18 protein-coding genes and 1 pseudogene are annotated in these 24,897 nt (G+C 59.9%); 13 read left to right on the top strand and 6 right to left on the bottom strand.

Going from position 1 to position 24,897, the window contains the following annotated elements; genetic code table 11:
* Positions 1–6 precede the first annotated feature (6 nt).
* From B5V00_RS07365 to B5V00_RS07355, 3 genes are read right to left on the bottom strand one after another with little or no spacing between them, the layout of a single operon-like run.
* Positions 7–2,385 (bottom strand): glycoside hydrolase family 65 protein, encoded by a 2,379-nt coding sequence (locus tag B5V00_RS07365; RefSeq protein WP_085010125.1) that lies wholly within the window; start codon positions 2,383–2,385, stop codon positions 7–9.
* Between the two features lie 3 nt (positions 2,386–2,388).
* On the bottom strand, positions 2,389–3,165 hold the full coding sequence (locus B5V00_RS07360) for an HAD family hydrolase (protein WP_085010124.1): 777 nt from the start codon (positions 3,163–3,165) through the stop codon (positions 2,389–2,391).
* A gap of 56 nt (positions 3,166–3,221) precedes the next feature.
* Positions 3,222–3,710: an ion channel gene (locus B5V00_RS07355; protein WP_085010123.1), complete on the bottom strand. Its 489-nt coding sequence runs from the start codon at positions 3,708–3,710 to the stop codon at positions 3,222–3,224.
* 496 nt (positions 3,711–4,206) lie between these two features.
* Here B5V00_RS07355 and B5V00_RS07350 point away from each other — a divergent pair, with 496 nt between their 5' ends.
* From B5V00_RS07350 to B5V00_RS07325, 7 genes and pseudogenes are all read left to right on the top strand, one after another.
* Positions 4,207–5,838 (top strand): efflux transporter outer membrane subunit, encoded by a 1,632-nt coding sequence (locus B5V00_RS07350; protein WP_139800696.1) that lies wholly within the window; start codon positions 4,207–4,209, stop codon positions 5,836–5,838.
* A gap of 58 nt (positions 5,839–5,896) precedes the next feature.
* Positions 5,897–7,009 carry an efflux RND transporter periplasmic adaptor subunit gene (locus B5V00_RS07345; protein WP_085010122.1) on the top strand — a complete coding sequence of 371 codons (1,113 nt, stop codon included), beginning with the start codon at positions 5,897–5,899 and terminating at the stop codon, positions 7,007–7,009.
* Between the two features lie 15 nt (positions 7,010–7,024).
* Complete coding sequence (locus B5V00_RS07340) at positions 7,025–10,132, top strand: efflux RND transporter permease subunit (protein ID WP_085010121.1); 3,108 nt, start codon at positions 7,025–7,027, stop codon at positions 10,130–10,132.
* Between the two features lie 75 nt (positions 10,133–10,207).
* Complete coding sequence (locus B5V00_RS07335) at positions 10,208–10,669, top strand: hypothetical protein (RefSeq protein WP_085010120.1); 462 nt, start codon at positions 10,208–10,210, stop codon at positions 10,667–10,669.
* Positions 10,670–10,881: 212 nt separating this feature from the next.
* Positions 10,882–10,995, top strand: a pseudogene (locus tag B5V00_RS17570) (aspartate-alanine antiporter-like transporter); the annotation flags it as partial.
* Positions 10,996–11,096: 101 nt separating this feature from the next.
* Positions 11,097–12,695 carry an FMN-binding glutamate synthase family protein gene (locus B5V00_RS07330; RefSeq protein WP_085010119.1) on the top strand — a complete coding sequence of 533 codons (1,599 nt, stop codon included), beginning with the start codon at positions 11,097–11,099 and terminating at the stop codon, positions 12,693–12,695.
* 111 nt (positions 12,696–12,806) lie between these two features.
* Positions 12,807–13,727, top strand: coding sequence for an N-formylglutamate amidohydrolase (locus tag B5V00_RS07325; RefSeq protein ID WP_085010118.1), 921 nt, complete (start codon positions 12,807–12,809; stop codon positions 13,725–13,727).
* Positions 13,728–13,755: 28 nt separating this feature from the next.
* Here the strand turns inward: B5V00_RS07325 and B5V00_RS07320 are convergent, their stop codons facing one another.
* The 3 genes from B5V00_RS07320 to B5V00_RS07310 are packed head-to-tail and all read right to left on the bottom strand — an operon-like array spanning position 13,756 to position 18,718.
* Positions 13,756–14,895: a hypothetical protein gene (locus B5V00_RS07320; RefSeq protein ID WP_085010117.1), complete on the bottom strand. Its 1,140-nt coding sequence runs from the start codon at positions 14,893–14,895 to the stop codon at positions 13,756–13,758.
* Positions 14,892–15,428: a GNAT family N-acetyltransferase gene (locus B5V00_RS07315; RefSeq protein WP_085010116.1), complete on the bottom strand. Its 537-nt coding sequence runs from the start codon at positions 15,426–15,428 to the stop codon at positions 14,892–14,894. Before B5V00_RS07315 ends, B5V00_RS07320 begins: the two co-directional genes overlap by 4 nt.
* A complete protein-coding gene (locus tag B5V00_RS07310) occupies positions 15,425–18,718 on the bottom strand; it encodes an Npt1/Npt2 family nucleotide transporter (protein WP_085010115.1) in 3,294 nt (1,097 codons plus the stop codon). Before B5V00_RS07310 ends, B5V00_RS07315 begins: the two co-directional genes overlap by 4 nt.
* Positions 18,719–19,132: 414 nt before the next feature.
* On the opposite strand from B5V00_RS07310, the gene B5V00_RS07305 reads away from it, so the two are divergent.
* The 6 genes from B5V00_RS07305 (at position 19,133) to B5V00_RS07280 (ending at position 24,812) form a co-directional block, all read left to right on the top strand.
* Positions 19,133–20,122 (top strand): ATP-grasp domain-containing protein, encoded by a 990-nt coding sequence (locus B5V00_RS07305; RefSeq protein ID WP_085010114.1) that lies wholly within the window; start codon positions 19,133–19,135, stop codon positions 20,120–20,122.
* Between the two features lie 93 nt (positions 20,123–20,215).
* A complete protein-coding gene (locus B5V00_RS07300) occupies positions 20,216–21,517 on the top strand; it encodes an HD-GYP domain-containing protein (protein ID WP_085010113.1) in 1,302 nt (433 codons plus the stop codon).
* Positions 21,518–21,600: 83 nt separating this feature from the next.
* Positions 21,601–23,058 (top strand): NADP-dependent succinate-semialdehyde dehydrogenase, encoded by a 1,458-nt coding sequence (gabD, locus tag B5V00_RS07295; protein ID WP_085010170.1) that lies wholly within the window; start codon positions 21,601–21,603, stop codon positions 23,056–23,058.
* On the top strand, positions 23,055–23,495 hold the full coding sequence (locus B5V00_RS07290) for an META domain-containing protein (RefSeq protein ID WP_172399647.1): 441 nt from the start codon (positions 23,055–23,057) through the stop codon (positions 23,493–23,495). Before gabD ends, B5V00_RS07290 begins: the two co-directional genes overlap by 4 nt.
* 201 nt (positions 23,496–23,696) lie before the next feature.
* On the top strand, positions 23,697–24,353 hold the full coding sequence (locus tag B5V00_RS07285; RefSeq protein WP_085010111.1) for a DUF3313 domain-containing protein: 657 nt from the start codon (positions 23,697–23,699) through the stop codon (positions 24,351–24,353).
* Between the two features lie 138 nt (positions 24,354–24,491).
* Positions 24,492–24,812 (top strand): hypothetical protein, encoded by a 321-nt coding sequence (locus B5V00_RS07280; RefSeq protein WP_139800695.1) that lies wholly within the window; start codon positions 24,492–24,494, stop codon positions 24,810–24,812.
* Positions 24,813–24,897: the final 85 nt, after the last annotated feature.

The following is a 24,897-nucleotide window of genomic DNA, read 5'->3' as shown; positions in this document are numbered from 1 at the left end:
AAAACCTCAGGCTGCTGCGACCGGCGCCAGGGGGAAGCTCACCGGCTGGTCGGGAATCAGGGTCAGGGCCTGCTGTTCATGGCGGATATCAAGCCCCTTCCCGTCACGCAGCAGATAGGTCACCTGCTGCTGGTTCATCTCGATATCCAGCAGCTGACCACGGATCGTCAGCGAAAAACGCAGCCTGCGGATCGCCGGCGGCAGGTGAGGCCGAAAACTGATCTCGCCGTGATCATCGCGCATGCCGGCAAAACCGTAGACCACCACCATCCAGGTGCCGCCCATCGAAGCGATATGGCAGCCGTCACGGACGTTGCCGCCGACATCGGCCAGATCCATCAGCACCGCGTACCGCGCGTAGCGCAGGGCTTTTTCCATATCGCCGATTTCGGCGGCGACAATGCTCTGGATACAGGCCGAGAGGGAGGAATCCCCCGTGGTCAGGGGATCGTAATATTCAAAATTACGTTTCTTTTCCCCGGCGGAAAATTCGCTGCCGAGCAGAAACATGGCCAGCACGATATCCGCCTGCTTGATCACCTGATGGCGATAGATGACCAGTGGATGGTAATAGAGCAGCAACGGAAATTTGTCCCTCGGCGTCTTGGTCAGGTCCCAGATCTCCCGGTCGAGGAAATTGTCATCCTGCGGGTGGATACCGGTCTCCTCGTCATAGGGGATATACATGCGCGCCGCCGCCTTGCCCCAGTCACAGATCTCCGACTCCCGCAGCCCGGTACGATGCCTCAGGGTGGCGTAGTAGTCGGGAGCTTCCTGCCGCATGCGGGTCACGGTTTCGGCGGCAAACAGCAGGTTCATGCGCGCCATCAGGTTGGTGTAGGTGTTGTTGTTGACCACCGTGGTGTACTCGTCGGGCCCGGTGACGCCATGGATGCAGAACTGCCCCTGCTCGCGCGGATTGAAAAAGCCGAGATCGTACCAGAGGCGGGCGGTTTCCACCAGAATCTCGGCCCCCTCGTTGTAGAGCAGGGAGATATCATCGCTCGCCTCGACATACTTCTTCAACGCGTAGACGATATCGGCATTGATATGGTACTGCGCGGTGCCGGCGGCATAATAAGCCGACGCTTCTTCACCGTTGATGGTCCTCCAGGGGAAAAGTGCTCCCTCCTGGTTCACTTCCCGAGCCCTTTTGCGAGCCCGTTCGAGCATTGAATGCCTGAATTTCAACAGGTTGCGCGCCACTCGCGGGGCAGTGTAGGTCAGAAACGGCATCACGTAAATTTCGGTATCCCAGAAATAATGACCCTCGTAGGTCTGACCGGTCAGGCCCTTGGCCGGAATCCCCGCGCCCTCGGCACGCGCCGAGGCCTGCAGAATCTGAAACAGATTCCATCGCAGGGCCTGCTGCATCTCTCCCGCGGGGCGCTTGTGCAGCGCGGGGTCACCCTCAATTTCGACATCGCTGCGCGCCCAGAAATCATCAAGGTAAGCCCGCTGGCTCTTAACCAGGCTGTCGAACCCGCCGGCGAGAACACGGTTCAGGGTCCGGTCGGCCCGTTCACAGAGCTCGGCGGTCGGCGCGCTGCGTGAACTGTGGTAGCTGATGAACTTGTACAGCTGAATCGGCTGCCCCGGCCGGGCGGTGATCGAAAAAACCACCTTGCCGCCCTGCTCAAACCACTCCGAGTCGACCTGGTACCGACAATCGGTCTGCAACACGTGGTCAACCCCGCAGGCGAGCGTCATGCCGCTGTTGGCCACCCGGTGGGCCAGCATCAGGCGCTGGTCCCTGCGGGACCGCTCCTGCGGGACCAGCACCTGGGAACCGACCCCCCGGGCCTGACGCGGGTCATCCGCCCCGGCCTGGTTCGCCTGGCCGTCAAGAACCTTGGAGGAAATCACCACCGGCGCCTCGGCGTTGAGGACCGTCACCTGGTAGGAGATTGCCGCCACGTGGCGGTGTTCGAAAGAAACAAGCCGCCGACTCTCGATCAGCACCCGCTTGCCCGAAGCGGTTTCCCACAACACTTCGCGATCAAGCGTCCCGGCCCGCATGTCGAGAACCCGCTCGTAGAGCTGCAGGCTGGCGGTCGGCAGATAAAAGGGTTCGTCATCGACATAGAGCTTGATCTGCTTGGCATCGGTGACGTTGAGCATGGTCTGGCCGGTTTCGGCGAAGCCGTAGGCTTTCTCACCGTAAACGATCGGCCAGGTCTCGTGAAAACCGTTGATGAAGGTGCCGTTCTGAAAACTGGGGCGGCCCTCGACATGATTGCCGCGCATCCCGAGGTAGCCGTTGCCGATGGCGAAAATCGTCTCGGTCTGGGCCAGGAAGGGCTCATAGTAGGCGGTCTCGATGATCTTCCACTCGTTGATCGGATAGAGATGCGGTGGAGGATTGAGAGTTTCGTGGCGGATCATCGTTCAGAACTCCTGCGGATTCGCTGTTTCCGGGACCAGTTCGCCAAGATCCTTGACCACGATATCGGCACCATGGTCGGCCAGTCGCTCGGCATCACCATGTCGATCGACACCGATCACCAGGCCGAACCCCCCGGCCCGACCGGCCTGCACTCCGGAGATGGCATCTTCAACCACCACCGCTTTTTCCGGGGCGATACCGAGAATCTCGGCGGCCTTGAGATAGGTGTCGGGAGCCGGCTTGCCCGGAAGACAGAGGGCTTCGGCGACATGGCCGTCGATCCGCTGCTCAAACATTTCGGCGATCCCCGCCGCCTGCAGCACCGCCGGACAGTTCTTGCTCGCCGACACCACCGCGGTACGGATCCCCTGCTGCAGCAGCCAGCGCACCAGGCGGATAGACCCCTCGAACACGTCGACCTGCTCGGCGGCGAGAATCTCACCGACCATGGCATCCTTGCGATTGCCGAGACCGCAGACCGTCTCTCGTTCCGGCGGGTCGTCCACCGCCCCTTCCGGCAGTTCGATACCGCGCGAAGCGAGAAAAAAACGGACCCCGTCGTAACGCAGCCGGCCATCGACGTAGGCCTTGTAATCCTGATCGGCGTCAAAGGGCTCAAAGGATTCATTACGTTCAGCGGCGCGCCGTTTGAGAAAGGCATCGAACATCCGCTTCCAGCAGATGGAATGGATTTTCGCGGTCGCGGTGAGGACTCCATCCAGGTCAAACAGCACCGCCTCATAGCGGCTCCAGTCAATCTCGTTTTTCAGGTCATCCATGGGTTTCCTTCCTTTTTCCGGCTCAGTGATGAACTCGACCGGCTCAGCTTAACAGTTTAGCGGATAATGTCGAACCCGCATCCGTGATCACGGGAGCAATCCTCCCCGGCATCCCCCTGGGCGATCTGCATGCCCACCAGTCGGGCAACCAGCACCGTCAGGTAGAGCTGGCCGATGATTGCCTCGAGAATCGCCGAAGATTGCGCCACCTGCGCAATCGGGGAGATGTCTCCGTAACCGAGGATGGTCAGGGTAACGAAGCTGAAATAGGAAAAGACGAAAGAGGAGGAACTCGGATTGGCATGACTGAAGGAACCGGGATGCATAACCTTGATCAGGCCATAGATGAAGATCCCGCAAAGTCCGATCAGCAGGTAGACGACAACCTCCGCGTGGATCAGTTCCAGGGTGACCCGCCGGGGTTGAAAAATGAACTTCAGGATACTGACCACCAGCAACAGCAGAAACAGGATTCCACACGAACAGCCGATTATTGTGAGCCAATACAGGTGAATGAAATGAACGGACCAGGTATAGACCAGCATCGGCAGGGCCAGAACTAACTCCTGTCAGGAGAATGGCACGCTGCTGACTGACCGCCCAGAGGCCGCCGAGAAAAAACAGGGTCAGAAAAACATCCGAGAGCAGCCCCAGCAGCTTCCTGTTGCCGAACAGGGGCGAAAGGGCAATGGCCGCCAGGAGGACAATCAACAGGACCAGGAAGCGCTGATGACGATACCAGGATACCGCGGCACGGGTCCGGGAGAACTCTGTTGTCAACCGTCTACCCTCCATTCGCGGGTCCAGCAGCATGTCTCCACCAAATGATCTGCCGGAGTGACGGCTCACCGAAACATGCTTTTTTCGTTCGAACTGAGCGGCCACACAGTTTAACCAAATTTCAGCGGGAACTCATCCTCCCGCCGGAGATTCCACTTAATTATTTATGGCTTAGCTTGAAAAAAGTCAAATTTGGTTTTTAATTTGAAGCGCTGGTCTGCAAGTTCGTTTCAACCGAAACCCATGGGGAGGACGAAGTTGATGCCATGTCTGTCAGGGGGACACGCCTCGTCCGGTCCCGATGTTGCGGCTCCATTCCGACGTAAAGTTCCGTACATTATCCCGTTGCTCCTGCTGGGTCTGCTGACCTTCAATGCCGGCTGCACCATGGTCGGCCCCGATTTCGTCAAGCCGGAGGCCCCGGTAGCGGACAGTTGGCTCGACCAGACGGGAACCCAGTTACGTCCGGAAGCTGAACAGCGTCCCGAATGGTGGCAGCTTTTCAATGACCCGGTCCTCAACGACCTTATCAAGAAGGCCTATCAGCAGAACCTCGACCTGCAGGTAACCGGGCTGCGGGTCCTCGAAGCCCGGGCCCAGCTCGGCCTGGTCACCGGCCAGTTCTACCCGCAGCAGCAGCGGGTCGGCGGCGGCGCGACCATCATCAACGGCAGTAAAAACGGTGCCAACACCCTGCAGGCCGATCTCAACTATACCGACTATACGGCAGGCTTCGACGCCGCCTGGGAACTCGATTTCTGGGGCAAGTTCCGCCGCGGAATCGAAGCCGCCGATGCCGGCTACATCGCCGCCATCGCCAGCTACGACGACGTACTGGTCGCCCTGACCGCCGAGGTTGCCCGCAGCTACACCCTGATTCGCGAGCTGCAGGAACGGATTGCCATCGCCAACGAAAATATCGCCATCCAGAAGCGCTCGCTGGAAATCGCCCGGGCACGCTTCGAGGGGGGGCTGGTCACCGAACTCGATGTCCAGCAGGCAGTGTCCCTGCTGCGCGACACCCAGGCCCTGGTGCCGCGACTGGAAACCGTCCTGCGCCAGACCACCAACGCCCTGTCAACCCTGCTCGGGATGCCGCCGAGCAATCTCGATGACCTTCTCGCCGGACCACCGAAAATCCCCCAGGTTCCCGCTGAAGTCGCGGTCGGCGTTCCCGCCGAGCTGCTGCGCCGGCGACCCGACGTCCGCCGCGCCGAACTGCAGGCGGCCGCCCAGAGCGCCCTGATCGGCGTTGCCAGGGCCGACCTCTACCCGCATTTCTCGCTGGTCGGTTCCATCGGCCTGCGTTCCAGCAACGCCGGCCTCACCAAGGCCGGTGGAATCGGCGGCAGCAGCTTCAGCGATCTGTTCAACGGCGACAGCCTGGAGCTGTTTGCCGGGCCGACCTTCAGCTGGGACATCTTCAATTACGGCCGCATCAAGAACCAGGTCCGTATCCAGGACGCCCGCTTCCAGCAGCTGGCGGTCAATTACCAGAACACCGTGCTGCGCGCCGCCCGGGAAGTCGAGGATGAGATGATCGCCTTCCTCAAGGACCAGGAACAGTCCCGCTTTCTCGCCGACAGCGTCGCCGCTTCGAAGCGTTCGGTCGATATCGCCCTGATCCAGTACCGTGAAGGGGTGGTCGACTACCAACGGGTGCTGGACACCCAGCGGGTGCTGGCGGCAGCCCAGGATCGCTATATCGAAACCAACGGCAGCGTGGTCCTTGACCTGGTCGGCCTGTACAAAGCCCTCGGCGGCGGCTGGCAGATCCGCGGCGACACTCCCCTGGTCAATGACGAAACCCGCAAACAGATGGCGGAACGCACCGACTGGGGGAAACTGCTGCAACCGGACACGAAGCCCTCCTGGCGCCTGCCGGATTGGTAAACACCCGGAGAACGAAAAACCTTCATTCTTTCAACCTTCATTTCTGAACAGGTGAATCATGAAGCTCTCTAGCAAAATCACGGTCTCCGCCCTGACGGTCCTTTTCCTGCTCCCGCTGACCGGTTGCGGCAAGAAGGAAGAGGTCAAGGAACCGGCCATCCGCCCAGTCAAAACCATGCGCGTGACCGACAGTCTGGAGAAACTCTCCGGTCGGACCTTTCCCGGCAAGGCCAGGGCGACCCAGGAAGTCAACCTCTCCTTCCGGATCAGCGGCAAGCTGAAAACCTTTCCCGCCAAAGTCGGGGATGAAGTCAAAAAGGGAGACATCCTCGCCAGCCTTGATCCACGCGATTTTGAAGTGGAACTCGACAATGTCCGGGGACAACTGAAAAAGACGCTTGCCGCCCAGCAACTGGCCCGGAACGACTACCAGCGGGTCGTCCGTATCCAGCAGAAAGATCCGGGCGCCATCAGTCAGGCGATGATCGATGCCAAAAAGGGGGAGCTCGACAGCGCCCGGGCCCAGGTGCAGTCCCTGAAAGCCGCGGTTGATGCCGCCCGGGACACCCTGCAGTACACCCGGTTGAAAGCCCCCTTCGACGGCACCGTGGTTGAAACGTTCGTCGACAACTTCCAGGAAATACGGTCCAAACAACCGGTCGTGCGCCTGGTTGACACCCGGCAGATCGAGTTCGTCGTCAACATCCCGGAAAACCTTATCTCGCTGGCGGGAGAGGTTGAAAAGGCCTACGTCCGCTTCGATGCCTTTCCCGAGGTTGATATCCCCGCCCGCGTCAAGGAAATTGGCAAAGAGGCCTCCAGGACCACCCGCACCTATCCGATCACCCTGATCATGGACCAGCCGGAAGGTCTGCGTATCCTCCCCGGCATGGCCGGCAAGGCCTGGGCCGACAAGGTTTCCGGCGACCTGCCGGCGGGGGCGGACTCCGGGCCGGTGATCCCGATGAGCGCAATTCTGGACGACGAGTCCGGCACCAAGGTCTGGATTGTCGATGAGGGGAGCAAAAAGGTCCACAGTCAGCCGGTCAAGGTCGGCCGGGTCACCAGGAACGGAGTAGTCATTCTCGAAGGCCTGAAGGGCGGCGAATTGATCGTCACCGCCGGTGCTCATTCCCTGGATGACGGCCAGCAGGTCAAACTGCTGAATTAAAGAGGAGATGCGCGCGTGAGCCTTGCCAAACTTGCCATAGAAAAGAAGGCCGTCTCCTATTTCGCCACCGCCCTGCTGGTGGTCGCCGGGATCGCCAGCTTCTTCAGTCTCGGCCAGCTGGAAGATCCGGAATTCAGCATCAAGACGGCCGTTATCGTCACCCAGTACCCCGGCGCCAGCGCCGAAGAGGTTGAGCTGGAAGTCACCGACCGGATCGAACTGGCCCTGCAGCAACTCAAAACGGTCGATTACCTGAAGTCCTTTTCGGCGCCCGGCTATTCGCAGATCTGGGTCAACATCAAACCCGACATCTGGTCGGAACAGCTGCGCCAGGTCTGGGACGAGATGCGCCGCAAGGTGCGGGAAGTTGAGAATCAGCTGCCGCCCGGAGCCGGACGTCCCGTGGTCAACGACGATTTTGGCGATGTCTATGGTCTGCTGATGGCGATTACCGGCGACGGTTTCAGCTATGCAGAGATGGAAACAGCCGCCAAGAACCTGAAAAAGGAACTGAGCCTGGTCAAGGGCGTCGCCCGGGTTGAACTCTGGGGCGTGCAGCCGAAGGTCATCTACCTGGAGACCTCCGAAACTCAGCTCAGTCAGTTCGGATTGTCCGATGCCAGCGTCATCAACACCCTGAAACAGCAGAACATGGTGGTCGATGCCGGCTATGTTGACGTCCAGAACGAACGGCTGCGGATCACTCCGACCGGTGAGTTTACCTCCCCGGAAGACATCGCCAACCTGACCATTCATCCCTCTCTGGTCGATCGCCTGCAGAATTTCGAAAAAGGCCTGTCGCAAACCGGAACAGACGAGATGATCCGCATCCGTGACATCGGCACGGTTCACACCGGCTACCAGGATCCGCCGGCGACCATGATGAAACTGAACGGCCAGCCGGCCATCGCGCTGTCAATCACCAACGTTTCCGGAGCCAATATCGTCGATGTCGGCAAGGCGGTCGACAAACGCCTGGCGGAATTGGAAGCCGACCTGCCGATCGGCCTGGATCTGCACCACGTTCACTGGATGTCCGATATTGTCGATACCTCGGTGAAAGGCTTTTTCATCAACCTGGCCGAAGCGGTCGCCATCGTCCTGATCGTCCTGGCGGTTTCCATGGGCTGGCGGATGGGCGTACTGATCGGTCTTGACCTGATCCTGACCATCCTCGGCACTATGATCGTCATGGCGATCATGGGAATCGACCTGCAACGCATGTCCCTCGGCGCCCTGGTCATCGCCCTGGGAATGATGGTCGACAACTCGATTGTCGTCGCTGACGGCTTCGTCGTCCGTCGTCAACAGGGAATGGAACGGGTTCAGGCGGCGATCGAAGCCGCCAGGGCCCCGGCGATGCCGTTGCTCGGGGCGACCATCATTGCCGTGATGGCCTTCTATCCGATCGGTGGCTCGAAGGAGAGTACCGGCGAATACTGTCTCTCGCTGTTTCAGGTGGTCGGCATTTCGCTGCTGTTCAGTTGGGTGATCTCGATGACCCTGACGCCGATCAAATGTCTGGACATGCTGCCCGACCCCAAGATGAATGAACCGGGGCAGGATGCCTACGGCGGCAAACTGTTTACCATCTACCGCGGGCTGCTGGAGAAAGCGATCCGTTTCCGACTGCCCTTCATGGCCGGAATGATCGGTTTGCTGGTGCTTTCAATCGTCGGCTTCAAAAATGTCGACCGGACCTTCTTCCCCGACTCGTCGATGAGCAAATTCATGATCGACTACTATGCGCCGCAGGGTACCAGCATCTACAACGTTGCCGAAAACCTCGATATTCTACAGAAAAAACTGCTCGAAGATGACCGTGTCGAGAGCGTCGCCGCCTTCATCGGTGCCGGTCCCCCCCGCTTCTACCTGCCGGTGGAACCGGAATCGGCCGACCCCTCCTACGGCCAGTTGATCGTCAATCTCAATAACTTCAGACAAATCGACGGCCTGATCAGGGAATTGACACCCTGGGTGGCGGACCACTATCCCAACGCCCTGGTGCAGATGCAGAAATACGGGGTCGGCGTGGTCCAGGCGTGGAAGTTCCAGTTCCGCATCAGCGGCCCGGCGATCGCCGATACCGATGTCCTGCGCGGGCTGGCGGACCAGGTTCTCGATATCCTGCGACAGGAACCGCTGGTCGCGGCGATGCAGACCGACTGGCGGCAGATGAAACCCATCCTGGTGCCGGTTTACAACCAGGAACGGGCCCGACTGGCCGGCGTCAGCCGCGAGGATCTCGCCAACGCTACCAAACGCGCCTTCGACGGCCGTCCCATCGGCCTTTACCGGGAACAGGACAATCTGCTGCCGATCATTTTGCGGCACACCGAAGAAGATCGCGACAATGTCGAGTCCTTCGACGTACTGCAGGTCCAGCCGGCCTTCTCAACCAGCACCATACCCCTGGCACAGCTGGTCGACGGTGTTGAACTGCGCTGGGAAAACGCCAAGATCTGGCGCCGGGACCGGCGCCGGACGATCACCGTGCAGGCCAACCCCGTCCTCGGGGTGACCCTGCCGACCCTGCTGGCCAGGGTCCAGGACAAGATCGAAGCGATCAAGATGCCGCCGGGCTACTCCTGGGCCTGGGGCGGAGAGCCGGAAGACTCGGCCAAATCGCAAAAAGCGTTGCTGCCCGGGGTGGTCCCGGCGGTGGGCATCATCCTGTTCATTATCATCGCCCTGTTCAACGCCTTCCGGCCGCCACTGGTTATTCTGCTGACCATTCCCTTCGCCCTGGTCGGTATCACCGCCGGGCTGCTGACCTTCAAGGCCGCCTTCGGTTTCATGGCCCTGCTCGGTGCCATGAGCCTAGCGGGAATGATGATCAAGAATGCCATCGTGCTGCTCGACGAAGTCAACATCCAGCTCGCCGACGGGAAATCGCAGTATGACGCCATCATGATGGCCGCCATCTCCCGTCTGCGACCGGTGGTGCTGGCGGCTGCCACCACCGTACTCGGGGTTATTCCGCTGCTGCAGGACGTCTTCTGGGTCAGCATGGCGGTCACCATCATGGCCGGACTGGCCTTCGGGACGGTGCTGACCATGCTGGTGGTGCCGGTGCTCTACTGCATTTTCTTCAAAGTGCCGTCTCCGGAAAAGAACAGCTGATTGATCAGCGCGCGCCGGGCAGAAACCCGGCGCGTATTTTTCCGCAACCTCCTATTCGTCAGAAAGGATATTTCCATGCGTATCGTGTCAACCCTGTTATTTGCCTGTTTTCTGCTGACGGCACCCTTGTCCGCCCTGGCTGACAACAATCCGGATGCCTTGAAGAAAAAGATCATGTTCGACCAGAAGAAACTGGTCGTGATGGAAAATCTCGAACTTACCGACCAGGAAGCAACAGCCTTCTGGCCGGTCTTCACACAATTTCAGGAAGAACAGTTCATGATCAACCAGCAGGCCGCCAGGCTGATTGTCGCCTACGCGTCGACCTACCAGACCCTGACCGACGATCAGGCCGCCAAGATTGTCGAGGAATATTTCAATATCCGGGAAGCTCGTACCGCGACCTTGAAAAAATACATGCAGAAATTCTCCAAGGTTCTGCCGGGCAAGAAACTGTTCCGCTACCTGCAGATTGAAAATAAACTGGAGGCCATCGCCCGTGCGGAACTGGCCAAGCGGGTCCCTCTGGCCCAGTAACCCCGCTGGCCGATCAGAATCGGTCATTTCGACACCGAGGTCGAAGAAACCGACCTGCTGACCGTTGCCTTCGGCATTGTCGTCCTATCGTGCCGGGTGTATCCTGGTCAAAGGTGGGAACCTCTTCGTCGGTCTCGGCGGCACCGGAGGGGGGCTCTTTTCCGGTATCCTGATCGGCTGTCTGCGCTCGGTCCACCCGACTTTCGGCCGGGTACCGGCTGCTGCCTGGCTGCACCACCGGGGCCATGACCAGCACCCCGGCCCTCAACGTCGTCAATGAAGCTGCCAAAAGTCCGTTGCCGGCACTCGACTATGCCGGGACCTGAACCTTTGCCAATGCCCTGCTGACCTTCGCCGGAACTTTTTAATGACACCTCATCTCTCACGGACGGGCTGAAACCCTGACTGCCGCACGAGGAAACCACCCATGGACTATCGCTACCGTCTTGTCCCCTTTCAGGCCAGCATCGTTCTTTCCCTGCTCTGCCTGTTGCTCAGTTTCGTCAGCATCTGGTTTTTCCTTTTATTCCTGCTCTTCGGCGCCGCGGTGCTGCTGGGTGTTTACGACCAGAAACAGAAAAAACGCAGTCTGCCGCGCAACTATCCGATCTGGGGCCGAATGCGCTACTTCATCGAGGGCCTGGGGCCGGCCCTGCGGCAATATATCGTCGAGAGCAACAAGGAGGGCAAACCCTTCGACCGCGATTTCCGGTCCCTGGTTTACCAGCGGGCAAAGAATATCGAGGCCAAAAAGGCCTTCGGCACCGAACTCGATGTCTACAGCCCGACCCATGTCTGGGTCGGACATTCCATAGCACCACGCCCGGTCGCCGAAGATCTTCCCCGGGTTGAAATCGGCGGGCCCGACTGCGGCCGGCCCTACTCGGCCTCGATCTTCAATATCTCGGCCATGAGCTTCGGCTCGCTGAGCGCCAACGCCATCCTGGCACTCAACAAGGGGGCCCGCAAAGGAAACTTCTACCACACCACCGGCGAGGGAGCGATCAGCCGCTACCACCGACAGCCGGGCGGCAACCTGGTCTGGCAGATCGGCAGCGGCTACTTCGGCTGCCGGGCCGCGGACGGCAGCTTCGATCCCGGCCTGTTCGCCGAGACCGCCGCCGATGACCAGGTCAAGATGATCGAGATCAAGCTCTCCCAAGGCGCCAAGCCGGGACACGGCGGCATCCTGCCGGCCGCCAAGATTACCGCGGAAATTGCCGAGACCCGAAAAATTCCGATGGGCATCGACTGCGTCTCGCCGGCCTATCACTCCGCCTTCTCGACCCCGCTGGAGTTGATCGAATTCATCGCCCGGCTGCGGGAACTGTCCGGCGGCAAACCGGTCGGCTTCAAGTTCTGTCTCGGCCATCCCTGGGAATTCCTCGCCATCTGCAAGGCGATGCTCGAAGTCGGCACCGGGCCTGACTTCATTGTCGTCGACGGCGCCGAGGGAGGAACCGGTGCCGCCCCGCTGGAATTCTCCGACCGGCTCGGCTTCCCGTTGCGGGAAGGACAGACCTTCGTCCACAACGCCCTGGTCGGCTGCAACCTGCGGGACCGGATCAAGATCGGCGCCAGCGGCAAGATTGCCACCGCCGGCTCCATCGGTGCCGCTCTCGCCTTCGGTGCCGACTACACCAATGCTGCCCGCTCCTTCATGTTCTGCCTCGGCTGCATCCAGGCCCAGGAGTGCCACACCAACCACTGCCCGGTCGGCGTCGCCACCCAGAACCGGGAGCTGCAGAAAGCCCTCGATCCCGACATCAAGGCCGACCGGGTCTGCAACTACCACCGCAACAGTCTGCGCGTCCTGAATGAAATCATCGCCGCCGTCGGCCTCGATCATCCCCGCGAACTGCAGCCCTCCCACATCTTTCAACGTACCGGAACGGTCGGCATCAAGACCTACGCCGAACTCTATACCCGTCTCGAAAAGGGGGAACTGCTGGAGGGAACCGAACACCCGGTCTACGCCCGTTACTGGCTGATGGCCCAGGCTGAAAGTTTCAAGCCGGCGTACTAAAACGCCTTGCAGGATGAAGAATTCCTGTCCGGCGGTTAAAAACCGAGCATCCGCCGCAAGGCTCTGATATGCTAGAGTGATTCATTAAGTGCGCGGAATGGATTGTTGGCCATGCCCCATGACCTGAAATACAGATGCTGTCCGGAACTGGTGCCGGTTTCGCCGGACGCCGCCGCTGCTGCACCGCCGATCCGCCTGGCGGAAGCCCTGCGTCATCTGCGTCACCAGACCCCGTTTTCCACCCCGACGGTGGACGGGATCTGCGCCGTCAGGATCAACACCTATCTGCCGCTGGTCTGCGTCGCCCTGCATGACGGCGCGGCCTTTCCCGCCAACCTGGAAGATGAATGCCTGCTTTCCGCCACCGAACGTCGTTTCGAGGAAGACCCGCACACCGCGCGCCTGCTGGAAAACCTGCCGCTGGTCTTCTCCGGTCTCGAATCACGCTATTTCTACGACCTGAACCGGGCGGAGCCGTATGCCACGGCCAATGAAATTTTCGGCCGCAAGGTCTGGCGCAACGGGCAGCACCCAGACCGCCGCCGGGCCATCGCCCGCCACCGCCGCTTCTACCGGCTGGTCGGCACTCTGATTGAACAGCTGATCGCCCGGTACGGTTCCTGCCTGGTACTCGATCTGCATTCCTATAACGGCTCGAAGCTCACCCGCGAAACCCCGCTCTTCAACCTCGGCACCTGCAGTGTCGACGTCACCGCTCACCGCCGGCTGCTGGATTATTTCCTCTCCGGGATGGCCGACATCAACCTGCCCGGGATCACAACCAGCGTGGCGGAAAATGACGTCTTCGAAGGCCGCGGCCGTTTTGTCAACTGGGTCAGCCGAACCTGGCCACAGGCCCTGACCCTCTGCCTCGAAATCAAGAAAGTCTACTGCGACGAACACAGCGGGACGCTTCACCCGGAAATTTTCACGGCGCTGCAGGAGGGTCTGACCCGAGCCATTGACGAGATCTTTACCGTTTATCGGGAAGGATATCTGCAACCCTCCCACCCGCGGGCCGCCCTGCTCTGAATCGCGGCCCGATTTTCAGGCCGTCTTGTCACAGCCCCCTTTCAGATCCCGCCGCGAGCTTTTCAACGATAATATCCGCCAGATCATCACGCTGTTGCTGCCGCAGGGGTTCGATCAGCTCGGCATAAAAGGGATCACGGTGGTTGATCGCCATCTGCGTCCGGTCCAGCAGTTCGTGACTGACATCATCTTCGACAAAGGCCCGGGTTTCGGCCAGCTTGCCGATAGCAACCAGCCCGGTCATGGTGCGGACACACTTCTCGCACCAGCCGCAGTTCAGCCGGTCGGGAACATTCTGCAGACAGACGCGGAAATTCTGAAAAGCAACCTCCCAATCCGAGACGATCCGCAATTTATCAATCCGTCGCAACTCCACATCCCGATGGTAAATCCGCAGCTCGCTGCTGCCATAAAGCGGGTCCAGCAGCGGATGGGATCCGCTTGGCGCCAGGCTCTGCAGATCCCAGGTCGAAGCGAGTTCAACCCGGTGAATGCGGGAGGTGAATCCATGGGCGACCGCGGCCAGAACCGCACCATGGAATTTTTTCAGCCAGAGTTCGCGCTCGTCACAGAGATGCCGCAGATTGGTATAGACCGGGATCAGTTCCAGTTCGGCCTCCTCGGCCACCGTTGTCATCGCCTGCACCGCACGGTCGAAAACCGGGTATTTCAACCCGCGCTCAACCACCCCGCCGATATCAAATCCATGAACCAGGAACGCGTCTCGAACCCGCGAAGGATGCCCGGCCGGATAACGCTGCAGATTCCGGCGCAGCGCGCTCAGAGAATCGATGCCGCCGGAGAGAAAAATCGCCGCCCGTTCCGGGCGGTCGGCAGCAGGCATCCGTACCCCGGCCGTCTCGATCACCAGCGGTTGGTAGCGTGAACCGTACCAGGTGTGCAGCAGGGCCATGGCGGTTTCGAGGGTTTCCAGCAATTCGGGACAGACCGCCGCATCGATTGCGACCCGTTTTTCACCAAGATGCATGGCCGGCACCAGGCAGCCGACCAGGAAGGTATCCGGGTTGACGTTCAGGGATGACCCGCAACGCTCCGTCGTTTCCAGAAAAACGTCTCTCCCGGGCTGGTCACAGTCCTCCCACTCCACCCGGGCGGAAACCCGAACCCGGTCGGCAATCCGCTCACGGCGCAGATCGGTGATTTTCATGATTCATTCTCTCCTGCAATCGGTTTCAGGCCGAGGGCCGCAGCCGTTTTGGCCGGCATCCACAGGCCAAGCTCCTTGCCCGTCAGTTCACTGAAAAAAACCACGATTTTCACTGTCCGGTTGCGCAGCGCAATTGTCTGGGTGGCACGATCATCTTCGCGGATCAGTGAATAGATATGATACCCCTCGGCCCGGGACGTCAATCCGCCCAGCAGGGTGGTGCCGATACCGAGCCCCCGGTATTCGGGACGGATCGAAGTATAGCCGCGCTCCAGGAACCCCTCGATATCCAGCCCCAGTTTTTCCCGGATGCGCTGCACATATTCCGCGCGCGGCCGCTTCAGGCTGGAAACGCCGACCAGTTCCCCGGCGACTTCGGCCCGGGCGATCAGGTAGGCTCTTTCCAGGTTATGGCGAAGCCAGCGGCTGTCTACCCCGCCGCCGGCTTCAACCAGGCGGCAGACCTCATCCAACTGTTCCACGGTCAGCTGCTCCGGAGCGGTATAGTGATAGATAATTTCGGTATTTTTCATTTTTTTTCCTCCTCGCCGCACTGGTGCCCGGTACAGCTTTGCGGTTCTTCCCCGTTCCCCTGCTTACAATCCTGCGCCACCCGACTCAACTCGTCGACAACTCCCCCCAATCGGACGGCGAGAACCTGGCACAACCGCAGGGGGATCTCGGGGAACTCCTTGCACAGCGCCGTAAAATCCTGCCGGAAGATCTGCAGAACCAGCACGTCAGTGATCGCTCTGACCCTGAGGGACATCTCGGGCACACCGAACAGGGCGGCAAGACCAAAAGTCTGTCCGGCCCCCCACTGGGCAAAAACAACCGATTCACCATCGCTCCGCTGCTGCTCAATCGCCACTTCTCCACTGACCAGGATATGCAGACAATCGCAGGTTTGATGACTGCCACGACAACCGAGACTGCCGCCGAGAATCAGGGTATCCGGAACAAACTCCGCTTCGCCGGCCACCATGGCAACCGCCGTCAACTCGTTAACCGGAAGATCCTGAAACAGGTCGACCTTGCGGAGGTACATCATCCGTTCAGGTAAATCCATCCTGGTATTTTCTTCGTTCACAACCTCCTCCTTCGGAGCGCTCAGGACTCCTACGGCCATGGCCGCAACAAACTCGTTATCGGAGTTCACCACCTCTTCAATACGGGACCGAAAAGTCGCGACCTGACCCAGGGAATGAAGCATTTCGAGGGTCAGAATCACGCTCGCGGCATTTTCTTCCCGCAACAACCTTTCGACAGCCTGTTTCCGGCTTTTCGACGGATCAAGATGGCGCAGAAATCGGTTTCCCGCCTTCAGCCGGTCGACTGTCGACCAGTTTTCGAGCAGCGGCAGAAGGATTTTCCAGAGACGCTGATCAACCAGCGATTCCAGGGCCTCGAGGCTGTCCTCACGCTCCCGACCCTGCCCGGCGAGACCATGCAGAATCGTGTCTATCTGCCCGCTCTCATCTCGCGCGGCCAGACCACGAATGACATTTTCCACCCGCTGCTGACGCAATTCTTCCAGGTGGATCACCAACAGTTCCTGCGCGGTACACGCCGGCGTGCCCTCCAGCCAGCGGGCCAGATCAACCAACCGGTACGCCTCCGTGACCTGCCGCCGACAAAACCTGACCATATCAAGTTCATCGATTTCCAGGGCCTGCAGAACCTGAAAGAGGCCATCCAGAACCCGGCGGCTGCACGAGCCCATGGCATCAACCAGTACAGGCTGCAACGGCCTGGCAAGTCCGCTCAGGCGCCTTATCGCCGCCTTCCGAATCGGGCCCTCGAAATCCCCCAGCAGCGGGATCAGGCTCTGAACATCTTTTTCCGCGGAAAGGGGAAGGGATTCAAGCGCGGCAGCCCGCACCTGCGCCACCGCATGCCTGAGAAAGGGACGCACTCTGTCAGCCCGGTCGGGAAAATCGAAATCCGCCAGGGCGTGAAGGCCGAGAGCCAGCAGGGACGGATCTTCTTCAGAGTCAAGCAGGCGATAAACGATATCGGCATAGTCATCAAGACGCTGATCCCTGATGGCCACAACCGCGGCCCGTCGTTCGGCAAGGTTCTCCGAATCCAGCCAGTTGTCCAGCAGCCGTTTCAACCCGTCGGGATCCTCTTTCTTCATCCACCCGACCAGACAGGCCTTGACCTCCGGATCCGTCGCCCTGGCGAACAGGCGACGCTCGGCGACCACCGGCATCTCATCCAGAATCCGTTTGACCGTCTGCGAAAGCGCGATCAGCAATTCTGATCGGCCGGGATCGGCCAGTCGGCCGAAGACCGCCAGCATCCGATCCCGGTCCGGCTGTTCAAGAAAGGGAAGCAGCCGCACGCAGGTGGCCGTGTCCAGCTCGGGCAACCGCTCAAGGATGGCGTCATCCAGGCCGGCGACCTTGTTGGTATGCAGCGCTTCCGCGTACCAGAGCGCCTCGTCGCCCTCGCTCTTGCGGAACCGCTCCAGCAATACCGGTCCGACATCAACGCCGCGAAACAGATTCTGCAGGTCTCTTCTGTTCATCCGGTAGAAATCGGGCAGTTTTCCCCGAATGAGATCGAGCAGGATCAGGGAATACCGCCTTTTCAGCAGGACCGTGGCGGCCAACCAGACGGCAACCAGACCGATGGCGATCACGGAAAGGTAGCGTGGATGGACGATCTGGGTTCCTCCCCAGACGATTCCGGCGCCGATCAGGATGCCGCAACGCACCACCGTCCCTCGTAAAAAGGGCCGCAGTATCGCCCGACTCTCCGGTTTCAGCAGGCCATAGAGGACCGTAGTAGCCGGACCGTTAATCGTCCTGCGCAGGACGCCCACCGACGTTCCGGCATAGATCGCTGAGAAGATATTGAACTGAAACAGGTAGGCGAAAAAGGAAATCAGATAGTTGAAGGGGTGGAACATCAGCGCCACCGGCAGACCGAACCGACCGTAGATCCGACCGACGAAAAGGATCAGCAGCAGTGAAATCAGATTTTGCGCGCCGCGAAAATAACTGTAGAAGCTGAGCATCCCCGCTTCACTGGGAAAGGTCTGGTTGACAACAAAATTGAACTGGTAGTTCAGAATTGGAATAACCACATTCGGCAACAGGGTCAGGACCAGCAGCACCTGGGCCAGGGTCGAGGACCTGATCAGCGGCCCGACCATTTTGAACTCCTGCAGCAACGACGTCCTGTCACCGGCCTGCTGCTGATCCTTGCCTGACAAATCCCCCGGCGCGGCAAGCCCCAGGCGCCAGGCGCTCAAAACCGCCGCCAGGCTGAGCAGTGGAAAAACCAGCAGCAGGTTGTCCAGAGACACCAGCTGCGCGATGAGCGGGGTGACGGAACTGCCGGCGATTCCCCCGACAATGCCGCCCGCGGTTATCAGCGGAAAAAGCCTTTTTGACTGTCGGGTACTGAACAGGTCGTTGGCCAGATTCCAGAACAGGAAGACCAGGAGGACATCCAGCTGGGACTTCAGAATATAAAGGAACGGATAAACCAGACTCAGGTCCAGGGGGACCACAAACCGCATCAGCCCGACCACCAGGCTGAAAGCGATCAGGCAGCGCCCGATCAGGCGATCGCCGCGCCCCCGCACCAGGGCACTGCCGAGCAGGCTCATCAGGACGAAGGTGACCACCGCATTGACCGCGGTCATAAGCGGCAGGTACTCCACCCCGAAACGCTTCAGAAAAGCCGTTTCGGCATAATTGTTCAGCAGGATACTGGCGGCACGGATAAAAAGCAGCAGCGAGGTCATCCAGAAGAACTGGGCAAATTCGTCCTCATCAACCTTGAACCAACGAACAACCAGATTTTTCATAGACCGGTCTGCCCCTTCCGCCTCCGCACCAGTTCCTGCCCGAAGCCTCTCCGATGAAGACAAGTGTCTTAACTCTGCTCGATACTGCCCGGCAAGTCAACTATGGCATTTCATTATGACATTTTGTTTCGCTGAGATCCCGGCAGACAGGGCTGCTGATTCCTCTTTTCATGATATAGTTCCCGACAAGCCTTTTAAAATCCTGAATCAGTGAGCTTCACGTCGGCGAAGAGCACAAGTCATTGACCTGTCTACGCTTCCCAAAAATCACCGGCGAACCTGAGGGTGCGCCTCCGATTTTTGAAAATCGTATCCAGGCCAAGGACTTGCACTCTCCATCCAACAGAAACTCACCGATTCAGGAAAATATCATGAATCGGGTCGTCACCCGATTCGCTTGATGGGGAAAATATCATGCGCATCGCCTTTCTCAGGGGAGCCCTCGGACATATCGACCCCGACACCGAAACCAGCCTGCTGCTGATGTACGAGTGCTATCGACGTGGTCACCAGGTTTTTTTCCTGCAGCCGCACGATCTCTACATCCGCGACAATGCCGTGGTCGGCCGGATGAAAGAGATTGTTGCCGAAGAGGGTCTCGCTCTGCGCGAATACTGGCGGGCGGCTATCGATTGTGTCGACAGGGAACAACTGATCTTCGAAGAGGTCGCTGAACTCGACGCTCTCTTCCTGCGCAAGAACCCGCCGTTGCTCCATGAAGTGATGGAACTGCTCTCTTCCGTTGAAGATCGGATCCTGATTCTCAACAGTCTGGCCGGACAGATGCTCGGCAACAGCAAGCTCTATACCCTCAATTTCCCCGACATCATCCCGGAAACCCATGTTTCCCGTGATCCGGCGCGGTTGCGCAAGGTGATCGACGACTTCGGCGGCACCATGGTAATGAAACCGCTCAACAGCTTCGGCGGCCAGGGGGTGATCAAGGTCAATGCCCGGGACCCGGAGAACCTCAACTCACTGCTCAACTTCTATGTGCGTATCTACGAACCCTATAACCGTCGTGAACCGGTGATGGTGCAGGAATACCTGGACGCGGTACGCACGGAAGGGGATGTGCGCATCATGCTGCTGAACGGGGAAATCCTCGGCGCCATGCGGCGGATGCCCCACGGCACCGATTTCCGCGCCAACATCCGCGCCGGCGGACATGAATTTGCCCATCAACCGACCGAAGCGGAAAGGCATATCTGTGACGTCATCCGCCCGAAATTGATCCGGGACGGCCTCTACCTCGTCGGCATTGACATCATCGGCGGAAAACTGGTCGAGATCAACTGTGTCAGCCCCGGCGGCATCCCGCGCATCAACCGCTTCGACAATGTTCATCTGGAACAGAAGGTGATCGACTTCGTGGAGAACCGGTGCCGTCGCCGAACCGGATAGCCCGCCCGACTGTCCGGGCAGCGGCAGATATCCGGATGTTTGACCCCGGATTCACCGTCAACCTGAAGGCTTCAACCCCCGGGGAGGTCGTCCTTGGCCAGCTCCTTGCTCTTCAACCGGAACCGTCTTTTCGTCTCGCTGAGGCTGCGCATCGCCCTGGTCGCCGTCGGCGTTTCCCTGCTGGTCGGCGCGTTGAGCTACCGCACGACTCACGATGACTACATGGAAACCATCGACAGTCTCGCCCGCCAGGCGTTCGGTCGCTTTCAGATTTTCTTGAACCGGCAGATGCGAAATCCGTCCCGCCCCGACCCTGAGCAACTGCAGAAGGCGTTGCGGACTTTCAGCGGTCGACAGATTCCATTGCGGGAAGGCCGCAACGAAGCGGTCGCCCTCTATGATCTGAACGGAAACCGGGTCGCATCATTACGCTATCCCGACACCCCGCGCCTGGTCAGCCTTCCCGCCCGGATGCCCAACGTCGCCAAAGCCGCGCAGCGGGGACTCTCTTTCAGGGAGATCGCCGACCATCCCTACCTGTTCATTCTCCGCCCCCTCGACGGCCCTGATGGTCAGCCGCAGCTCTATGCCGCATCCCTGTTCGCGGTTTCCGAAGCTGCCATGGAAACCCTGCATCGCCGCATTCTGCGCAACAGCCTGCTCTCGGTTGCCATTGTGCTGCTGACGGCGGCCCTGATTCATCCGCTGGTACGGTCACTGCTACAGCGGATTCATCACCTCTCCGGCGACCTGATGACCGCCAACCTGGAGACGATCCAGGTTCTCGGCAGCGCCATCGCCAAACGTGACAGCGACACCGACATTCATAACTACCGGGTCACCCTCTACGCGATGCGCCTGGCGGAACAACTGGCGCTCGAACAGACACAGATGCAGGAACTGATCAAGGGCGCCTTCCTGCACGATATCGGCAAGATCGGTATCCATGACGCGATCCTGCTCAAACCCGGCCCCCTGACCGATGAAGAATTTGCCGAAATGAAGCGCCATGTCCGCTACGGCCTGGACATCGTCGGCCGTTCGCGCTGGCTCGACGATGCCGCCCGGGTGATCGGCAATCACCATGAAAAATGGGATGGCAGCGGCTACCTGCAGGGACTTTCCGGAGAAGAGATTCCAATTTCAGCACGCATTTTCGCCATTGCCGACGTTTTCGACGCTCTGAGCGCCCGCCGTCCCTACAAGGAACCGTTTTCCCTGGAAACCACCCTGCGGATACTCGGCGATGGCCGTGGGTCACATTTCGATCCACACCTGCTCGATCTCTTCATCAACCTCGCACCGGAACTGCACCGTCGTTATGCCGTGGCCGAAAAATCCCTGTTGCAGGAAGAATTACGCCAGATGGTAACGGCCTGTTTTACCATCAGCTGAATACTCACACGAAACCGCCCGGCAGATGCCGGTGAAATCAGGTAACATTGTCCCCATACCCCGAAAAGACAGGAGAGAAAATGATGTTCAAATTAAACGATGCCGATCTGCTTCGTCAGCAATGCTACCTCAACGGCCAATGGATCAATGCCGACAATGGCACCACCCTGCCGGTCACCAACCCGGCCGACGGTGAGACCCTCGGCAAGGTTCCAAAACTGGGAGCGGATGAGACCCGACGTGCCATCGAGGCGGCCGACGCCGCCTGGCCGGCCTGGCGGGAACAGACTGCGGCGGAACGCTCAGCCATCCTCCGCCGCTGGGCGGAACTGATGATCGAACACCAGGATGATCTCGGCGTGCTGATGACCGCCGAGCAGGGCAAACCGCTGGCAGAAGCCAAAGGAGAGATTGTCTATGCAGCTTCGTTTCTCGAGTGGTTCGCGGAAGAAGCCAGGCGCATCTACGGCGACATCATCCCCGCCCACCAGCAGGACAAGCGCCTGCTGGTCCTCAAGCAGCCGATCGGCGTCTGCGCCGCCATCACCCCCTGGAACTTCCCCTCGGCGATGATCACCCGCAAGGCCGGGGCGGCTCTGGCCGCCGGCTGCACCATGGTGGTCAAACCGGCCAGCGCCACCCCCTTCTCGGCGCTGGCGCTGGCCGAACTGGGAGAACGGGCCGGCATCCCCGCCGGGGTGCTGAACGTGGTGACCGGCTCGGCCGGAGCGATCGGCGGGGAACTGACCGGCAACCCGCTGGTGCGCAAGCTGACCTTCACCGGCTCGACCGAAATCGGCAAGATGCTGATGCAGCAGTGCGCCGCGACGATGAAAAAGGTCTCCATGGAGCTGGGCGGCAACGCCCCCTTCATCGTCTTCGATGACGCCGATCTCGATGCCGCCGTCGAAGGGGCGATCATTTCCAAGTACCGCAACACCGGGCAGACCTGCGTCTGCACCAACCGTTTCCTGGTCCAGGCCGGGGTCTACGATGCCTTCGCCGAGAAACTGGCCGCCGCGGTGAAAAAGTTGAAAGTCGGCGACGGCCTCAAGGGAGAGGTCCAGCAGGGTCCGCTGATCGACATGGGCGCCGTGGAAAAGGTCGAGGAACACATCGAGGACGCCGTCAGCAAAGGTGCCCGTATCGTCACCGGCGGCAGGCGCCACGCTCTCGGCGGCAGTTTCTTCGAACCGACGGTGCTGGCCGATATCACCAGTGACATGAAGGTCGCCCGCGAGGAGACCTTCGGCCCGGTCGCCCCGCTGTTTAAATTCGACACCGAGGAAGAGGCGATCCAGATGGCCAACGACACCGAGTTCGGCCTCGCCTCCTACTTCTACACCCGTGACCTGGCCCGCGCCTGGCGGGTCGGCGAGGCCCTGGAATACGGCATGGTCGGCCTCAATACCGGCCTGATCTCGACCACTATCGCCCCCTTCGGCGGCATCAAGGAATCGGGGCTCGGCCGTGAAGGAAGCAGGTACGGCTGCGATGACTACCTGGAAATCAAGTACCTGTGCATGGGAGGGATCGATTGAGATTCCCAAAACCCGCTCCGAAGACGATCGCCGGTCCCATTCTGGCGCTCCTGACCCTGGTCCTCTCCGCCTGCGGCACCGTCTATCCGCAGGCGGAGAGGACCGACCTGAACGGCACCTCGTGGGCTCTGTCCGAACTTAATGGCCACCCGCTGCAGTTGCCGCCCGGAACCGGGACTCCGACCATGGCCTTCAGTGACGGGATGGTGCGGGGCAGCGACGGCTGCAACCGGTTCCAGGGGAGCTTTGAGCAGCGGGACGGGCGTCTGGCCTTCGGCCCGCTGGCCGCCACCCGGCGCTTCTGCGAGGAACCGGTCGCCGGCATCGAGCAGGGATTCAACCGCGCCCTGCAGACCCACACCGGTTACCGGTTCAAGAACGGAAAGCTTGAACTGCTGGACGGGGAACGGGTGCTGGCGAGGTTTTCAGGGAAATAGCGGGAGCCATCTCAAAACGCACCGAGAAGAACAGAACCTGCCGCCGCTGTTGTAACCGATTTCGATCATTACCCGTTAATTTTAACTTTAAAAATTGAATTTCCCTTGTTTGCTGTTATCTTTTCATGGTGATTGATAATCGTTTTCACCTGAGCGAACGATTAAAATCCCCCCGATTCGTCACCAAGAAAGGATTTCCCCATGATTTTCCGTAATATTTTTGTCCCGCTGCTGCTTCTGGCCCTGCTCTATGGTTGCGCGTCAGCCCCCAAAGCCACTGAAACCCGCTCCGGGTTCCTCTCCGACTACAGCCAATTGAAAGCCGACGGTGACGGTAATTCCGCCAGCTACTACGCCGAGGGCTATGACCCGAAAAACTACGGGCAGATCACTTTTGTGCCGGTGAAGGTGCAGCTGTCACAAAAGCTGCTGGCCGAGTCCAAACTGGACGCCGGCCAGCAGCAGCGGATCGCCGATTATCTCGCCGGGCAATTGAACCAGCGCCTGGCTGGAGGCCTGCAGGGCAAGGGATCGGGAACCCTGACGGTACGTGCCGCCATCTCGGGCGTCACCAGTTCATCCGAAGACCTTTCCGCCTGGCAATACCTGCCGATCGCCCTGGTGGCGACCGCCGCCAAGGAGGCGGCCGGCTCCCGCGACCAGGCACCGATGCTGTTCCTTGAGTCCGAAGCCGTTGATGCCGCCAGCGGCAAGATCGTCTCCGCCCGGGTCAGGGCCATGCCGCTGGGTCTGGTCGAAGCCAAGGCATGGGAAAAAGACCCGGTTGAAGCCCTCAAACCGCTCATTGCCGAGTGGCTCGATCAGCTGATGACCGAACTGGAGAAGAAGGTCAAATAGCCGGGCGCAAGGCCCGAAAAAGGAATCGGCCCATGCTGCGCCTGCTCCTTGCAACGCTCCTGCCGGCCACGGTCTTCTCCCCCGCCCGGGCTGCCGAGTACGTCAAGCGCCCGCTACTACCGCAGCATGGCCCAGCTGATGGGCCGTTATCACCGCAATGTCGAAACGGTGACCGCCATCCTCGATACCACCGGCATCCTCAACCTGCAGGACAGGGCGGGGCGACGGATTGTAATCGCCCCGGTCGACCATGTCTTCTGGACCGAGAAACTCGATGCCAAGGAACAGAAGTTCCAGGCGCCGTCCGACGACGACGCGGGCCAGGCCCGCCTGGAACTCTGGATATCCGGAACCATGGATTCGGCAGCGGAACATGAGCTGGAACAGCGCGGCTGGACAATTGTCGACCAGGCTGACCGGCGCCTGCTGAAAAAAATGACCTTCTTTGTCTTGAATTGAGCCTGAAACCTGCTTCAATTCGATATTGAATCAATATTCCGGGCGTTGCATTGCCCGTTGGATCATTGTCTTTCATCCTATGGAG

The sequence above is a fragment of the Geothermobacter hydrogeniphilus genome (assembly GCF_002093115.1).
GTDB classification, from domain to species: domain Bacteria; phylum Desulfobacterota; class Desulfuromonadia; order Desulfuromonadales; family Geothermobacteraceae; genus Geothermobacter_A; species Geothermobacter_A hydrogeniphilus.
The sequence above is the reverse complement of the archived record's forward strand: the minus strand, read 5'-3'. Positions and strand labels throughout refer to the sequence as shown.

Excerpts from the sequence above, each read along its gene's own strand:
- B5V00_RS07330 (WP_085010119.1), top strand. The coding sequence starts at position 11,097 with ATGGACTATCGCTACCGTCTTGTCCCCTTTCAGGCCAGCATCGTTCTT.
- B5V00_RS07305 (WP_085010114.1), top strand. The coding sequence starts at position 19,133 with ATGCGCATCGCCTTTCTCAGGGGAGCCCTCGGACATATCGACCCCGAC.
- B5V00_RS07365 (WP_085010125.1), bottom strand. The coding sequence starts at position 2,385 with ATGATCCGCCACGAAACTCTCAATCCTCCACCGCATCTCTATCCGATC.
- B5V00_RS07350 (WP_139800696.1), top strand. The coding sequence starts at position 4,207 with ATGCCATGTCTGTCAGGGGGACACGCCTCGTCCGGTCCCGATGTTGCG.
- B5V00_RS07345 (WP_085010122.1), top strand. The coding sequence starts at position 5,897 with ATGAAGCTCTCTAGCAAAATCACGGTCTCCGCCCTGACGGTCCTTTTC.
- gabD (WP_085010170.1), top strand. The coding sequence starts at position 21,601 with ATGTTCAAATTAAACGATGCCGATCTGCTTCGTCAGCAATGCTACCTC.
- B5V00_RS07360 (WP_085010124.1), bottom strand. The coding sequence starts at position 3,165 with ATGGATGACCTGAAAAACGAGATTGACTGGAGCCGCTATGAGGCGGTG.
- B5V00_RS07325 (WP_085010118.1), top strand. The coding sequence starts at position 12,807 with ATGCCCCATGACCTGAAATACAGATGCTGTCCGGAACTGGTGCCGGTT.
- B5V00_RS07320 (WP_085010117.1), bottom strand. The coding sequence starts at position 14,895 with ATGAAAATCACCGATCTGCGCCGTGAGCGGATTGCCGACCGGGTTCGG.
- B5V00_RS07310 (WP_085010115.1), bottom strand. The coding sequence starts at position 18,718 with ATGAAAAATCTGGTTGTTCGTTGGTTCAAGGTTGATGAGGACGAATTT.
- B5V00_RS07355 (WP_085010123.1), bottom strand. The coding sequence starts at position 3,710 with ATGCTGGTCTATACCTGGTCCGTTCATTTCATTCACCTGTATTGGCTC.
- B5V00_RS07335 (WP_085010120.1), top strand. The coding sequence starts at position 10,208 with ATGCGTATCGTGTCAACCCTGTTATTTGCCTGTTTTCTGCTGACGGCA.
- B5V00_RS07280 (WP_139800695.1), top strand. The coding sequence starts at position 24,492 with ATGGGCCGTTATCACCGCAATGTCGAAACGGTGACCGCCATCCTCGAT.
- B5V00_RS07285 (WP_085010111.1), top strand. The coding sequence starts at position 23,697 with ATGATTTTCCGTAATATTTTTGTCCCGCTGCTGCTTCTGGCCCTGCTC.
- B5V00_RS07315 (WP_085010116.1), bottom strand. The coding sequence starts at position 15,428 with ATGAAAAATACCGAAATTATCTATCACTATACCGCTCCGGAGCAGCTG.